General features: G+C 68.7%; 14 protein-coding genes. All 14 read left to right on the top strand.

The genetic code is table 11. From position 1 onward, the window contains the following. Positions 1-592 precede the first annotated feature (592 nt). Entirely contained in the window at positions 593-1,798 is a 1,206-nt protein-coding gene (gene nifV / locus ACY5KJ_RS04200) for a homocitrate synthase (RefSeq protein ID WP_462186747.1), read from the top strand. Positions 1,799-1,998: 200 nt separating this feature from the next. After that, positions 1,999-2,862 (top strand): nitrogenase iron protein, encoded by an 864-nt coding sequence (gene nifH, locus ACY5KJ_RS04195; protein WP_462186750.1) that lies wholly within the window; start codon positions 1,999-2,001, stop codon positions 2,860-2,862. Positions 2,863-2,905: 43 nt separating this feature from the next. Further along, entirely contained in the window at positions 2,906-4,366 is a 1,461-nt protein-coding gene (gene nifD, locus ACY5KJ_RS04190; protein WP_462186746.1) for a nitrogenase molybdenum-iron protein alpha chain, read from the top strand. 67 nt (positions 4,367-4,433) lie between these two features. After that, positions 4,434-5,990 (top strand): nitrogenase molybdenum-iron protein subunit beta, encoded by a 1,557-nt coding sequence (gene nifK, locus ACY5KJ_RS04185; protein ID WP_462202829.1) that lies wholly within the window; start codon positions 4,434-4,436, stop codon positions 5,988-5,990. A gap of 208 nt (positions 5,991-6,198) precedes the next feature. Beyond that, the gene (gene nifE, locus ACY5KJ_RS04180) at positions 6,199-7,569 is read left to right on the top strand and encodes a nitrogenase iron-molybdenum cofactor biosynthesis protein NifE (RefSeq protein ID WP_462186743.1); all 1,371 of its coding nucleotides are present in this window, start codon (positions 6,199-6,201) and stop codon (positions 7,567-7,569) included. Further along, positions 7,569-9,215, top strand: a complete 1,647-nt coding sequence (locus tag ACY5KJ_RS04175) for a nitrogenase component 1 (protein ID WP_462186742.1) — start codon at positions 7,569-7,571, stop codon at positions 9,213-9,215. The genes nifE and ACY5KJ_RS04175 overlap by 1 nt, the downstream gene beginning before the upstream one ends. Continuing rightward, positions 9,209-9,643 (top strand): nitrogen fixation protein NifX, encoded by a 435-nt coding sequence (gene nifX, locus ACY5KJ_RS04170; RefSeq protein WP_462202828.1) that lies wholly within the window; start codon positions 9,209-9,211, stop codon positions 9,641-9,643. Before ACY5KJ_RS04175 ends, nifX begins: the two co-directional genes overlap by 7 nt. Beyond that, positions 9,640-10,083, top strand: a complete 444-nt coding sequence (locus ACY5KJ_RS04165) for a NifX-associated nitrogen fixation protein (RefSeq protein WP_011438836.1) — start codon at positions 9,640-9,642, stop codon at positions 10,081-10,083. Before nifX ends, ACY5KJ_RS04165 begins: the two co-directional genes overlap by 4 nt. Further along, entirely contained in the window at positions 10,073-10,309 is a 237-nt protein-coding gene (locus ACY5KJ_RS04160; RefSeq protein ID WP_462186740.1) for a CCE_0567 family metalloprotein, read from the top strand. The genes ACY5KJ_RS04165 and ACY5KJ_RS04160 overlap by 11 nt, the downstream gene beginning before the upstream one ends. Beyond that, complete coding sequence (nifW, locus tag ACY5KJ_RS04155) at positions 10,306-10,761, top strand: nitrogenase-stabilizing/protective protein NifW (RefSeq protein WP_462202827.1); 456 nt, start codon at positions 10,306-10,308, stop codon at positions 10,759-10,761. Before ACY5KJ_RS04160 ends, nifW begins: the two co-directional genes overlap by 4 nt. Continuing rightward, entirely contained in the window at positions 10,758-11,126 is a 369-nt protein-coding gene (locus ACY5KJ_RS04150; RefSeq protein ID WP_462186738.1) for a nitrogen fixation protein NifZ, read from the top strand. The genes nifW and ACY5KJ_RS04150 overlap by 4 nt, the downstream gene beginning before the upstream one ends. Continuing rightward, positions 11,123-12,706, top strand: a complete 1,584-nt coding sequence (gene nifB / locus ACY5KJ_RS04145) for a nitrogenase cofactor biosynthesis protein NifB (RefSeq protein ID WP_462202826.1) — start codon at positions 11,123-11,125, stop codon at positions 12,704-12,706. Before ACY5KJ_RS04150 ends, nifB begins: the two co-directional genes overlap by 4 nt. After that, positions 12,703-13,323, top strand: coding sequence for an iron-sulfur cluster assembly accessory protein (locus tag ACY5KJ_RS04140; protein WP_462202825.1), 621 nt, complete (start codon positions 12,703-12,705; stop codon positions 13,321-13,323). The genes nifB and ACY5KJ_RS04140 overlap by 4 nt, the downstream gene beginning before the upstream one ends. A 47-nt stretch (positions 13,324-13,370) precedes the next feature. Then, a partial coding sequence (locus tag ACY5KJ_RS04135) for a ThiF family adenylyltransferase (RefSeq protein WP_462202824.1) occupies positions 13,371-13,702 on the top strand: 332 nt, incomplete at its 3' end.

The following is a 13,702-nucleotide window of genomic DNA, read 5'->3' as shown; positions in this document are numbered from 1 at the left end:
ACCCCAACCACCCCGCCCGGCGCGGCCCACAGCCATGCCCGTGAACCGTCACCTACAGCAAGATCACTAAAGCAGGTGAATGTTTACCCGGGAAGCTGCCAACATGAATGTGAGTCATCTTGTTCATCCGCCGTGACCAGCATCGATAGCGCCGACATCTGTACGTAACACGGCAGGTACCTCGCTGAAACTCTTGTTCGAATGTTCCGATAACATCTCATCTGCACGGGGCGTTTGCTACCGTCATCTACACCGCTCCGGCGGATCGGGGGATCCCCGTAATCGGGCGATCTTCCTGGCGTACCGTGTGCTCCGGACCACTTCGGCGGCGCGCCCGGAGCTATGTGGGCGGCGCCACGAGGGAAAGTTTCCAGGAAAATTTTAATTAAAGATTTTTCCTTGCGAATATCCTTCGTGGTATCTTTCGGGAGAAGCTTCCAGCCATCCCGACGGAATACCTGTTAACGCCGAAGTTACCGGGGCTTGCAGGGCTGAAATAAACGGCTCCTAGTGTTCTTCGTGTCGCCACCGGACAAACGGAGAACCACTGTTCGGGGCGAGCCCATGGCCTTCTGTTCTCGATCGACGGCTGGTGATGACAGTGCCCGGTCCCCGTTTTCCCAGCTCATCCACGCCTACGGTCGAGCCGGCCGCGCCGGTCAGGTTTTGCGACACCACCCTGCGCGACGGCGAGCAGGCGCCTGGGGTGGCATTCACCGCAGCCGAGAAACTTGCCATCGCCGCTGCTCTGGACGCTATCGGCGTACACCAGATCGAGGCCGGAATACCTGCCATGGGACCCGCCGAACGGGATGTCCTGCGGGAGATCCTCGCGACGCAGCCTCAGGCCGGCGTGGTGGCGTGGTGCCGGGCCGACCGCCGCGACATCGATGCCGCGGTGTCCTGCGGAATTGTCACTGCGCACCTAACCATTCCCGTCTCCGATCTGCATCTGAAGAGCAAGCTGGGCCGGGACCGGGGATGGGCGCGGCGCCGCATCCGCGACTGCGTCTTCGACGCGGCCGACCGCGGGCTGCGGTTTAGCGTCGGTCTGGAGGACGCCTCCCGCGCGGACGACAACTTCGTCATCGAGCTGGCCGGCGAGCTGCGCGAGTGGGGTGCCACCCGGATCCGCTGGGCCGACACGGTCGGTCTGCTGGACCCGGTCAGCGCCTACACCCGGCTCGGCCGGCTGGTCCAGGCGGTCCCGGGGGAGTGGGAGATCCACGCCCACGACGACTTCGGTCTGGCGACCGCGAACACCATCGCCGCGGTTCAGGCCGGATTCACCTGGGTTAGCACCACGGTGCTGGGTCTGGGGGAGCGGGCCGGCAACGCCCCGCTGGAGGAGGTGGCGATGGCCCTGCGGCACCTGTTGAAGGTGCCGGTGGACCTGGACACCACCTCGTTCCGCAGGCTCGCGCGGATGGTGGCCCGGGCCGCCTGCCGCCCGCTGCCGGTGGGCAAGGCGGTGGTCGGTGAGTCGGTGTTCGCGCACGAGTCGGGGATCCACGTCCACGGCGTGCTGCGACACCCGTCGACCTACGAGCCGTTCGACCCCGCCGAAGTAGGCGGGCAACGGCGGCTCGCGTTCGGGAAGCACAGCGGCCGGGTCTCGGTGCGTCACGCGCTGGCCCAGTACGGCATCACCGCCGACGACAGCGAGATCGAGCCGCTGCTTGAGCGGGTCCGGGCCACGGCGACCCAGACGAAGCGCGGCCTGCACGGCCGTGACTTCCAGGAACTTCTCGGGCGGGCCGAAGTGCCGGCCCCCCGAGTGGAGGCCCCGCCGTCCTAGGCCTGGTCCGGCAGGGACCGGACCCGGCTGGCAGACGCAACGGGGTCGATCAACAACTAACGGTTGTGCCGATGTCCTGGCCAAACCCGGCCGGCGGCACGACTCCAGCCCAGGGGCCCAGCGGCCCGACCTGCCCGATCGGCGTGGTCGTGGCACCGGTGCCCCCTGTGCTGGGCAACCGTTCCGAGGAGGAACACCGCATGCGCCAGATCGCGTTCTACGGCAAGGGTGGTATCGGCAAGTCCACCACCCAGCAGAACACCATGGCGGCGATGGCCGAGATGGGCAAGAAGGTCATGATCGTTGGCTGCGACCCCAAGGCCGACTCGACCCGGCTCATCCTGCACTCCAAGGCCCAGACCTCCGTCATTCAGCTGGCCGCCGAGAAGGGCTCGGTCGAGGACCTAGAGCTCGACGAGGTCCTGGTCGAGGGCCAGTGGGGCATCAGGTGCGTCGAGTCCGGCGGCCCGGAGCCCGGTGTGGGCTGCGCCGGCCGCGGTGTCATCACCTCCATCAGCTACCTGGAGGAAGCCGGCGCCTACGAGGACCTCGACTTCGTCACCTACGACGTCCTCGGTGACGTCGTCTGCGGCGGGTTCGCGATGCCGATCCGCCAGGGCAAGGCGCAGGAGATCTACATCGTCACCTCCGGCGAGATGATGGCGATGTACGCGGCGAACAACATCGCCCGAGGCATCCTCAAGTACGCGCACTCCGGCGGTGTCCGGCTCGGCGGGCTCATCTGCAACAGCCGTAACACCGACCGCGAGGACGAGCTGATCATCGAGCTCGCCCGCCGGCTCAACACCCAGATGATCCACTTCATCCCGCGTAACAACGTCGTGCAGCACGCCGAGCTGCGCCGGATGACGGTCATCGAGTACGACTCGAAGAACGAGCAGGCCGACCAGTATCGGCAGCTCGCCAAGAAGATCGTCGACAACGACATGAAGACCATCCCGACGCCGATCACCATGGACGAGCTCGAGGAGCTCCTCATCGAGTTCGGGATCATGGAGCAGGAGGACGAGACCATCATCGGCAAGGCCGCCGCTGTCGCCTGACCCTGTCACCTGCTCCGACTCCGTCGAGGATGAGGTCCCGACCATGACGACGACGCCGGCACCTATCAAGGCCGAGACCGAGGCGATGATCGCCGAGGTGCTGTCGAACTACCCCGCGAAGACGGCCAAGTTCCGGGCCAAGCACCTCAAGGCCAACGACCCCGATGGGTCGAAGGAGTGCGAGGTCAAGTCCAACATCAAATCCCGCCCGGGGGTCATGACGATCCGCGGCTGCGCCTACGCCGGTTCCAAGGGCGTGGTGTGGGGCCCGGTCAAGGACATCGTCAACATCAGCCACGGCCCGGTCGGCTGTGGCCAGTACTCCTGGGCCACCCGGCGCAACTACGCCCGCGGCCCCTGGGGTGTGAACAACTTTGCCGCGATGCAGTTCACGACCGACTTCCAGGAGAAGGACATCGTCTTCGGCGGTGACCCGAAGCTAGAGACGGTCTGCGACGAGATCACCGAGCTGTTCCCGCTGGCCAAGGGGATCTCGGTCCAGTCCGAGTGCCCGATTGGTCTGATCGGTGATGACATCGAGGCGGTCTCCCGCAAGGCCTCGAAGAAGCTCGAGCTGCCAGTCGTCCCGGTGCGCTGCGAGGGGTTCCGCGGGGTCAGCCAGTCCCTCGGCCACCACATCGCCAACGACGCGGTCCGCGACCACGTGCTGGGCACCGGTGGGAACACCTTCAAGCAGACGCCGTATGACGTCGCGCTCATCGGCGACTACAACATCGGCGGCGACGCCTGGGCCTCCCGGAAGATCCTGGAGGAGATGGGCCTGCGGGTCATCGCCCAGTGGTCCGGTGACGGCACGATCAACGAGATGGCCTCGACGCACCTGTCGAAGCTGAACCTGATTCACTGCTACCGGTCGATGAACTACATCTGCACAACCATGGAGGAGCGATACGGCACTCCGTGGACCGAGTTCAACTTCTTCGGTCCCACCAAGATCGTCGATTCGATGCGGAAGATCGCGGCTTTCTTCGACGACGAGATCAAGCAGAAGACCGAGGCGGCGATCGCCCGCTACCAGGTCCGATTCGACGAGATCACGAACGCCTTCCGGCCGCGCCTGGAAGGCAAGCGGGTCATGCTCGCGGTCGGCGGACTACGGCCCCGGCACACCATCGGTGCCTACGAGGACCTCGGCATGGAGGTCGTCGGCACCGGCTACGAGTTCGCGCACAAGGACGACTACACCCGCACCTACCCCGCTCTCGCGGAGGGCGTGGTCCTCTACGATGACCCGACGGCCTTCGAGCTGGAGGAGTTCGCCAAGCGGCTCAAGCCGGACCTGATGGGCGCGGGCGTCAAGGAGAAGTACGTCTTCCACAAGATGGGCGTCCCCTTCCGCCAGATGCACTCCTGGGACTACTCCGGGCCATACCACGGCGTGGACGGCTTCGCGGTCTTCGCCCGTGACATGGACATTGCGATCAACAGCCCGACCTGGGACCTCCTGGAGACCCCCTGGTCGAAGGCCGGAGAGGTGTTCTGACCGGCCGGTCCGGCTCCCGCCGGCGGTAGCCGGCAGTCATCAGCCACGGTAGAAGGGAGGATGTCCGGTGACGACGACTCCGGAAACAAACAGTTCCGTCCCGCTGCGGGTCCTCGACCACAGCGAGCTGTTCAAGGACGAGGTCTACCAGGAGCAGTTCGAGGGCAAGCGCGAGTTCGAGAACGGCAGCGACGCCGCCGAGGTAGCCCGGGTCCTGGAGTGGACCCGCGGCTGGGAGTACCGGGAGAAGAACTTCGCCCGGGAGGCGCTGACCGTCAACCCGGCCAAGGCGTGCCAGCCGCTCGGCGCGGTCCTGGCGGGCCTCGGCTTCGAGGGCACCATGCCCCTGGTGCACGGCTCGCAGGGCTGCGTCGCCTACTTCCGCAGCCACTTCGCCCGGCACTTCAAGGAGCCCGTCCCGGCGGCATCCTCGTCGATGACCGAAGACGCCGCCGTCTTCGGCGGGCTGAACAACCTGGTCGAGGCGCTCGAGAACGCGACCACCCTGTACAAGCCCAAGATGGTCGCGGTCAGCACCACCTGCATGGCCGAGGTGATCGGGGAGGATCTGTTCGCCTACATCGGCGCGGCGCGGGACAGGGGCGCGATCTCCGCCGACTACCCGGTGCCGTACGCGCACACGCCGAGCTTCGTGGGCTCACACCTCACCGGCTACGACAGCATGCTCAAGGGCATCCTGGACCTCCTGGGCAAGACGGCGGACGCCGACAAGGTCGAGTCCCCCGGGAAGCCCCGGCTGAACATCGTGCCCGGCTTCGAGACCTACGTCGGCAACCACCGCGAGTACCGCCGCATCCTCGAGCTGATGGGTGTCGACCCCCTGATCCTGGGCGACCACAGCAGCTCCCTGGACTCGCCGGCGACGGGTGAGTACGAGCTCTACCCAGGTGGTACCCCGCTCGCCGAGGCCGCCACAGCTCGGTTCAGCCGCGCTACCGTGATGCTTCAGGAGACCACCACCCGCAAGACGACGGAGTTCGTCCGGGACGGGTGGAAGCAGGAGACGGTGGTGCTCGAGACCCCCATCGGGGTGAAGAACACCGACCGCTTCTTGACCGAGGTGGCCCGCCTGGCGGAGGTCGAGATCCCGGCCGAGCTCACCGCCGAGCGTGGCCGCCTGGTGGACGCGCTCACCGACTCGCATGCCTATCTGCACGGCAAGCGGGTTGCCATCGCGGGTGACCCTGACCTCGTCATCGCGATGACCGGCTTCGCCCTCGAACTCGGGATGATCCCGGTCCACCTGCTGAGCACGAACGCCGACAACTCCTTCGCGCCCAGGCTGGAGAAGGTCCTCTCGACCAGCAAGTTCGGCGAGGCGGCGACCGTCTGGCCGGGCAAGGACCTCTGGCACCTGCGGTCGCTGGTCTTTACCGAGCCGGTCGACCTGCTCATCGGGAGCTCGTACCTGAAGTACATCTCCCGGGAGGCGAACGTGCCGCTGGTCCGGGTCGGTTTTCCGATCTTCGATCGGCACCACCTGCACCGCTTCCCGATCGTCGGCTACACCGGCGGTCTGCACCTGCTCACCCAGCTCGTCAACACGGTGCTCGACGAGCTGGACCGCACCAGCCCCGACCACAGCTTCGATGTCGTCCGCTGAGCGTCCGACCGGGCACAACTGTGGTCGGTCCGGCTCCCGGCCGGATCTGAACGTGGTCGGCCGGCCGCGCCCACCGCGCTCCCTGCGACCGGCCGACCACCCCGCCGTGGGGTCGATCGATCACCTCCCGGATCGATCGACCCCTCGCCCCCGTCCCACCTCTTTCAAGAACCGTGCCCGTAGAACCGCGTCCTTCCGAGGATGGCCCATGGCAGCCACAGAACGCGTCGCGCTGTTCACCGAACCGGCCTGTAACCACAACAACGCCAAGACCACCAAGGCCCGCAAGGCGGGTTGTCCCAAACCCAAGCCCGGGGGCACTTCCGGAGGTTGTGCTTTCGACGGAGCCATGATCACCCTCGTCCCGATCGCCGACTGCGCTCACGTGGTCCATGGCCCGATCGGTTGCGCGGGCAACTCGTGGGACGGCCGGGGCAGCCTGTCGTCCGGGCCGGTGCTCTACCGGCACGGCTTCACCACCGACATGGCCGAGAACGACGTGGTGCTCGGGGGGGAACAGCGCCTGTTCGACACCATCCTGGAGGTCGTCGAGCGGCACTCGCCGCCAGCGGTCTTCGTCTATTCGACCTGCGTCACCGCGATGATCGGAGACGATCTTGACGCGGTGTGCGCGGCGGCCGCCGCCGAGTCCGGGGTGCCGGTGATCCCGATCCACTCGCCCGGGTTCGTTGGCAGCAAGAACCTCGGCAACCGGCTCGCCGGCCAGGCCCTGCTCGACCACGTGATCGGCACCGTCGAGCCGGAGCTCACCACCGACCGGGACGTCAACCTGATCGGTGAGTACAACATCGCCGGGGAGTTGTGGGACGTCCTGCCGCTGCTGTCCCGGCTGGGCCTCCGGGTGCAGGCGTGCATCAGCGGTGATGCCCGCTACCGTGACGTCGCCGCGGCCCATCGGGCCAGGGCGACGATGGTGGTCTGCTCGCGCGCGCTGCTCGGACTCGCCCGTGGCCTGCAGGAACGTTACGGGATCCCGTGGTTCGAGGGCAGCTTCTACGGCACCCGGGCGATGGGCGACACCCTGCGCGGCTTCGCCCGCCTGCTCGAGGACGACGAGCTCTCCCGCCGCACGGAGGAGCTCATCGCTGTCGAGGAGGCGGCCGTCGCCGTCGCACTTGAGCCGTACCGGCGCAGGCTCGCCGGGCGCAAGGCGGTGCTCTACACCGGCGGGGTCAAGAGCTGGTCGATCGTGTCCGCGCTGCAGGACCTCGGCATCGAGGTGGTCGGCAGCGGCATCACCAAGAGCTCCGACGGCGACGTGGACAAGATCCGCGAGCTGCTCGGCGACGCAAAGATGATCAAAGAGGGCAGTCCGCGCGAGCTGCTGCGGGTCGCCGAGCAGACCGGGGCGGACATCCTCGTCGCCGGCGGCCGCAACCAGTACACCGCGCTGAAGGGCCGGCTGCCGTTCCTCGATATCAACCAGGAGCGGCACATCCCCTACGCTGGCTACACCGGGATGGTCGAGCTCGCCCGGCGCCTCGACATGGCGATCGCGAGCCCGGTCTGGGAGCAGGTCAGCCGGCCCGCTCCCTGGGACCTGGTTGGAGCCCGCTGATGGCCGAGGTCGTGACCGGAGAGCGGCAGGCGGCGATCGACCCGCTCAAGCACAGCCAGCCGCTCGGGGGTGCGCTGGTCTTCCTGGGCCTCGCCGGCTCGCTGCCGATCATGCATGGTGCGCAGGGGTGCGCGTCGTTCGCCAAGGCCCTGCTCACCCGGCATTTCAACGAGCCGATCCCGCTGCAGACCACCGCGATCACCGAGGTGACCGCGGTCCTCGGCAGTGGTGAGGCGATGGTGGAGACGCTCGATGCCATCCGGAAGAAGCAGCGGCCGGAGATTATCGGCCTGCTCACCACAGGAGTCACCGAGGTCAGCGGCGAAGACGTCGGCGGCCAGCTGCGCAAGTACCTCTCGGCCTGGGACGAGACCGACTCGAGCGGGCCGGAGGCGGGGGCGAACGACTCCGCCCCCGGCGGGGCCCCGCTGATCGTCGGGGTCTCCACCCCGGACTTCATCGGTGGGCTGTCCGACGGCTGGTCGGCCGCGTTGGAGGCGCTGGTCCGAGCGGTGGTGCCGGCAGAGCATTCCGAAACGGAGCCTTCCGAAGCGAACTATTTTACCGGGCGCACCGCCTTCATCGCGGCCAGCGATCCCGTAACGCATCTCACTACCGCTGGGTCCGCCGAGGCTGCTGGGTCCGCCAGGTCCCTGGGGTCCGCCGCCCGGCGGGTGGCGGCGGCGGACGATGGCGATCTGGATCCGCGCCAGCTCGCGGTCCTGGTCGGCCCATCCCTGACGGCGGCCGACCTCGACGAGCTCGGTGAGCTGATTCGCGCGTTCGGGCTCAATCCGGTACTCGTCCCCGACCTGTCCGGATCGGTGGACGGGCACCTGGCCCCCGCCTGGCAGCCCACGACGACCGGCGGCACCGGGCTCGCGCGGCTGCGGGCCCTCGGTCGGTCGCGGGCCGTGCTCGTCGCGGGTGCGACCGCGGCGGCGGCCGGTGACCTGCTCGCCGCCCGGACCGCCGCCCGGATCTTCCGCCACCGTCATCTCAGCGGACTGACGGAGATGGACGCCCTGGTCACCGAGCTGATCGAACTCACCGGAGCGTCCGCGCCGACCCGGGTCCGGCAGGCCCGGGCCCGGCTCGCCGACGGTCTGCTCGATACGCACTTCGTCCTCGGCGGCGCCCGGGTCGCGCTGGCAATGGAGCCGGAGACCCTGGTCGCCGTCGGTTCCCTGCTGCACGACGTCGGGGCCGAGGTTGTGGCGGCGGTGTCCCCGACCGGCGCGCCGGTCCTCGCGGACGCGCCCTGGGACAAGGTCGTCGTCGGCGATCTGACCGACCTCGCCGAACGGGCCCGGGCGGGCGGTGCGCACCTCGTCCTCGGTTCCAGCCATGCCCGCGAGGTCGCCGACCGGATCGGTGCCGCGCACCTGCCCGTCGGCTTCCCGATCTTCGATCGGCTCGGCGCGGCGCTGGCCGGTACCGCCGGGTACGCCGGAAGCCTGCGCCTGCTCATCGAAGCCGCGAATCGTCTACTCGATCACGAGCACGTGCACCGCCGTCCCGGGCGGAGGTTCTCCGTGCCCGGCGCGGATGGGCAGCCCGCCCACCGGGCCGAGATCCCCACCCAGCCCGGCTCCGCGGGTGAACCCGATCAACTCGACAACCTGTTCCAGGAGTCTCCGTGTTGAAGATCGCCTTCGCGACCAGCGACGGCACCGCTGTGGATCAGCATTTCGGGTGGTGCCAACGGTTCGACGTGTACGAGGTCGGCCCCGAGGGATCCAGGTTCCTGGAGACCCGCGCGCTCGACGCGGCGCCGACGGACGAACAGGACAAGATCGAATCTAGGCTCGCCGCGGTCTCGGACTGCGCGATCCTCAACATCAGTGACATCGGCGGGACGGCCGCGGCGAAGGTGGTGAAGGCCCGGATTCACCCGGTGAAGGTGGTCAAGGGCACCGCCATCCCCGAGCTGCTCCGCCGCTACACCTCGACGCTGGCCGGCAATCCGCCGCCCTGGCTGCGCAAGGTGCTGCGGTCCCACGAGCCGCAGCCGGCGGCGACCTGGACCCGCGGCGGTGCCACGGCCCTGAAGCCCAAGGGGGACGCGGCATGACCGCGAAGACCGGTTTCCTCGGCGACCTGGTCGACCAGCTGCGCGCCGGGGACACCTACGGCCAACTGGAACGGTTCTCCGACGAGGACCTGCTCCGCCCGTTCATCGTCACTCGGGAGCAGCGCCGCGAGATCGCGGTGAACTGCGACATCGACGCCGCCGTAGAGGGCCGGGTGCGCTCCTTTTACCAGGCGGTCGCGGCGGCCACCGAGAAGGCGACCGGGGCGTTCACCACCACCGTGCTCGACCTCAGTCACGAGGGGTTCGGGCGCGTGATCATTTGTGCCGGGCGGCTCGTCGTCCTCTCCGACGCGTTGCGGGACGTGCAGCGGTTCGGCTTCGGCTCCATGGACGAGCTCTCCGCCCGGGGCGAGTCGCTGGTGACCGGTGCGACCAAGCAGATCGAACGATGGAACGAGGTGGCCCGCGATGACTCCTGACGCCCAAGCCGCCGACACCCCGGCCGGGGGCGCCCCGGCCGACACCGAGCTGCGGCTGCGCAAGCTTCGTAGCCGGGCCTCCCAGCTCAAGCTCGACCTGCACGACCTCGCCGAGGACCTCCCGATCGGCTGGGAGGGCCTGCTCGACGTCGCCCGCCGGACCTACGACGCCTATGCGGAGATCGCCCTCCTCGAGGGCCTGCTCGAGAAGGAGACATCGCGATGAGCGTGAGCACGGCCGCCGGCCAGCTGGCGGACTTCCGCCGCTGTTCCACCGCCGAGGAGTACTTCACCCTGCTGGACGTCGACTACGACCCGCGGGTCCTGGCCGTCAACCGGCTGCACATCCTCCGGTACTTCGCCAACCAGCTGGTCGAGCTGCACAACACCCGGACCGAGGTCGGGAACCCGGTGGAGCTGCTGCGGGAGTACCGCGACGCGCTTGTCCGCTCCTACCAGGCCTTCACCGCCGCCTCCGCCCTGGACCATCGCCTGTTCAAGGTGCTGCAGGACCGCGCGCCGCAGGAGTCGTTCGTGCCCGCGTCGTCGATCACCGTCGAGCGGCTGGCCCCGACGGTGCCCCAGCCGTCGGGGCCGTCCGACCCGGTGGAGCCGTCCCAGTCCGCCTGGCCGCACCACGCCGCCACGTCCACCGACTACCTGGGTGGAACCCGATGAACAGTACCTACGACGTCGGCGACCTCGTGGTCGCCGTCAAGGCATTGCGTAACGACGGCACGTACCCGGACCCGGCGATCGCTGTCGGTGAGATCCTCGTCGAGGCCGGCACCCGTGGCCAGGTCATCAACGTCGGCCTCTACCTGCAGGAACACATCGTGTACGCGGTGGCGTTCGACCACGGCCGCATCGTCGGCGCGCTGGAACGTGAGCTCGTCTCCCCCGAGCAGTGGCAGCAGGCGGCGGCTGTCGCCGCCGGCACCGCCGCACCCGCCGCGGCGACCACCGCGACCACCGCGACCTCCTCTGCGACCGCTCCGGCGACCGGCACGGCGACCGCCCGGGGGAAGGAAGGGCGGTCGTGAAGGCAACCCCCGTCAGCCTGCCGCTGCTGCCCACCGACCTGGCAGGCGAGATCCCCCGGCAGGCCACCGAGCTGGCGCCCGACACCGCCGCCGGCTGCGCGAGCAAGTCCAGCTGTGGCACCAGCGCTCCGGTGCGGGACCCGGAGATTGCGGAGAAGATCGCCAACCATCCCTGTTACAGCGCCGAGGCCCACCAGTACTACGCCCGGATGCACGTGGCGGTCGCCCCGGGTTGCAACATCCAGTGCAACTACTGCAACCGCAAGTTCGACTGCGCCAACGAGAGCCGTCCCGGCGTCACCAGCACCCTGCTGTCCCCCGAGGACGCCCTCGCCAAGGTCAAGCTGGTGGCCAGCGAGATCAAGCAGATGAGCGTGCTGGGGATCGCCGGTCCCGGCGACCCACTGGCGAACCCGAAGCCGACCTTCCGGACGATGGAACTGGTGGCCCGGGACTGCCCGGACATCAAGCTCTGCCTGTCCACCAACGGGCTGACCCTGCCGGACCACGTCGACCGCATCGCCGAGCTGAACGTCGACCACGTCACCATCACGATCAACATGATCGACCCCGAGGCCGGGGAGCGGATCTACCCGTGGATCGCCTTCCGCGGCAAGCGGTACACTGGCCGGGAGGCGTCCCGGATCCTCTCCGAGCGCCAGCTCGAGGGCCTGGCGATGCTCACCGAGCGGAAGATCCTCTGCAAGGTCAACTCGGTGATGATCCCCGGGGTCAACGATGACCATCTCGTCGAGGTTTCCCGGAAGGTCAAGGAGCTCGGTGCCTTCCTGCACAACGTGATGCCGCTGGTGTCGGCGCCCGAGCACGGCACCCACTTCGGCCTGACCGGGCAGCGCGGCCCCACCCCGCAGGAGCTCAAGGCGCTGCAGGACCGCTGCGAGCAGGACGACGGCGCCGAGATGAACATGATGCGGCACTGCCGGCAGTGCCGCGCCGACGCCGTCGGCCTGCTCGGTGAGGACCGGGGTGAGGAGTTCACCCCCGAGGCGTTCCGTGGCCGTGAGATCGACTACGACCTCGAAGGCCGCCGGCAGACGCACAGCGAGATCGAACGGTGGCGCTCCGAGGTTGCTGCCACCCGGGGAGTGCTGAACATCTCGACCGGCGCGGTCATTCCCTCCGGCCCGGGCGCATCCCCCGATGAGGGCACCCCGGCCGGGGCCCGCCCGGGGAACGCCCGCCCGGAGGACGTCGTGCTCGTCGCTGTCGCGACCAAGGGCAGCGGCGTGGTGAACCAGCACTTCGGTCACGCGACCGAGTTCTGGATCTACGAGGGGGGTCCGGGCTGGGCCCGGCTCGTGCAGACCCGCGACGTGGACCGCTACTGCAACGGCCCGTCGGACTGCGACGAGGACGCCTCCAAGCTCGACAAGACGGTCGCGATGCTGTCCGACTGCGCGGCGGTGTTGTGCAGCAAGATCGGCCTCGGGCCGCGCGAGGCGCTCGAGAACGCCGGGATCGAACCGGTGGAGCTCTACGACCTGATCGAGAAGGCGGTGGCCGAGGTCGGCTCCCGCCTTGTTGCACATCGTGCCGAAGCGGAGGTTGCCGTCCGATGAGCGCCACCACCCCCACCGTCGAACTGACCGACCGGGCCGTGAAGCAGGTCCGTCACCTGCTCGCCTCGACTCCCGGCACGAGCGGGTTCAGCCTGCGGATCGGCGTCGACCCCGGTGGCTGCGCCGGCTTCATCTACAACCTGGCGCTCGTCCCCGGCGCTGAGGCCGAGGACGTCGTCGTCGGCCAGGACGGCTTCGACGTCGTCGTCCACTCGTCGATGGTTCACCTGCTGCGCGGGCTGCGCGTGGACTACACCGAGACGCTGACCTCCTCCGGGTTCACCTTCCATAACCCGAACGCGACCAGCTCCTGCGGCTGCGGGACGTCCTTCGGTGCCTCGGACTCCACCGAGCGCACCGCCGCGGACGCCCGCCTGCGCGAGCAGGTCGAAGAGATCATGGAGGAGATCCGGCCCTTCCTGCGGGGAGACGGCGGGGACGCCGAGGTCATCGCGACCCTCGCCGGCAACGGCGAGCCCGGGACGGCGGAGGTGCACCTGCGCCTTACCGGAGCCTGCGGCGGGTGCTCCAGCGCCACCGCGACCCTGACCGGCGTCATCGAGAGCCGGTTGAAGGAGGCCCTGCCCGAGATCGGCCGGGTCGCGCTGGTGTCTTGACAGCGCACTACTTGATCATCTGTTCGGCCTAACCCGGGGAGCGCCCGATGGTCACCGCCCGATTCCGTTCCCACCCGCGTCTGCTGGGGTCCATCTGCGCCGGGCCGCCGGCACCGTACCCATCCCGTCGGCAGGCGCCGTCCGTCTTCGACCCGCATCGACGGTACGAGCGGCAGTTGGGTATCCCGGGCTTCGGAGTGTCCGCTCAGCGGCGGCTCAGCGGCGCGACCGTCCTGGTGGCGGGGGTAGGCGGGGTCGGCGGAGCGGCGGCGACCTACCTGGCCGCCGCCGGCATCGGCCGGCTGATCCTGGTCCATCCGGGCGTTCTGGAGGAGCCGGACCTCAACCGGCAGACCCTGATGCGGCCCGACCGGGTGGG

This window comes from Frankia sp. CcWB3 (assembly GCF_977927595.1).
Note: the sequence above shows the minus strand (reverse complement) of the source record. Positions and strands in the feature narration are given on the sequence as shown.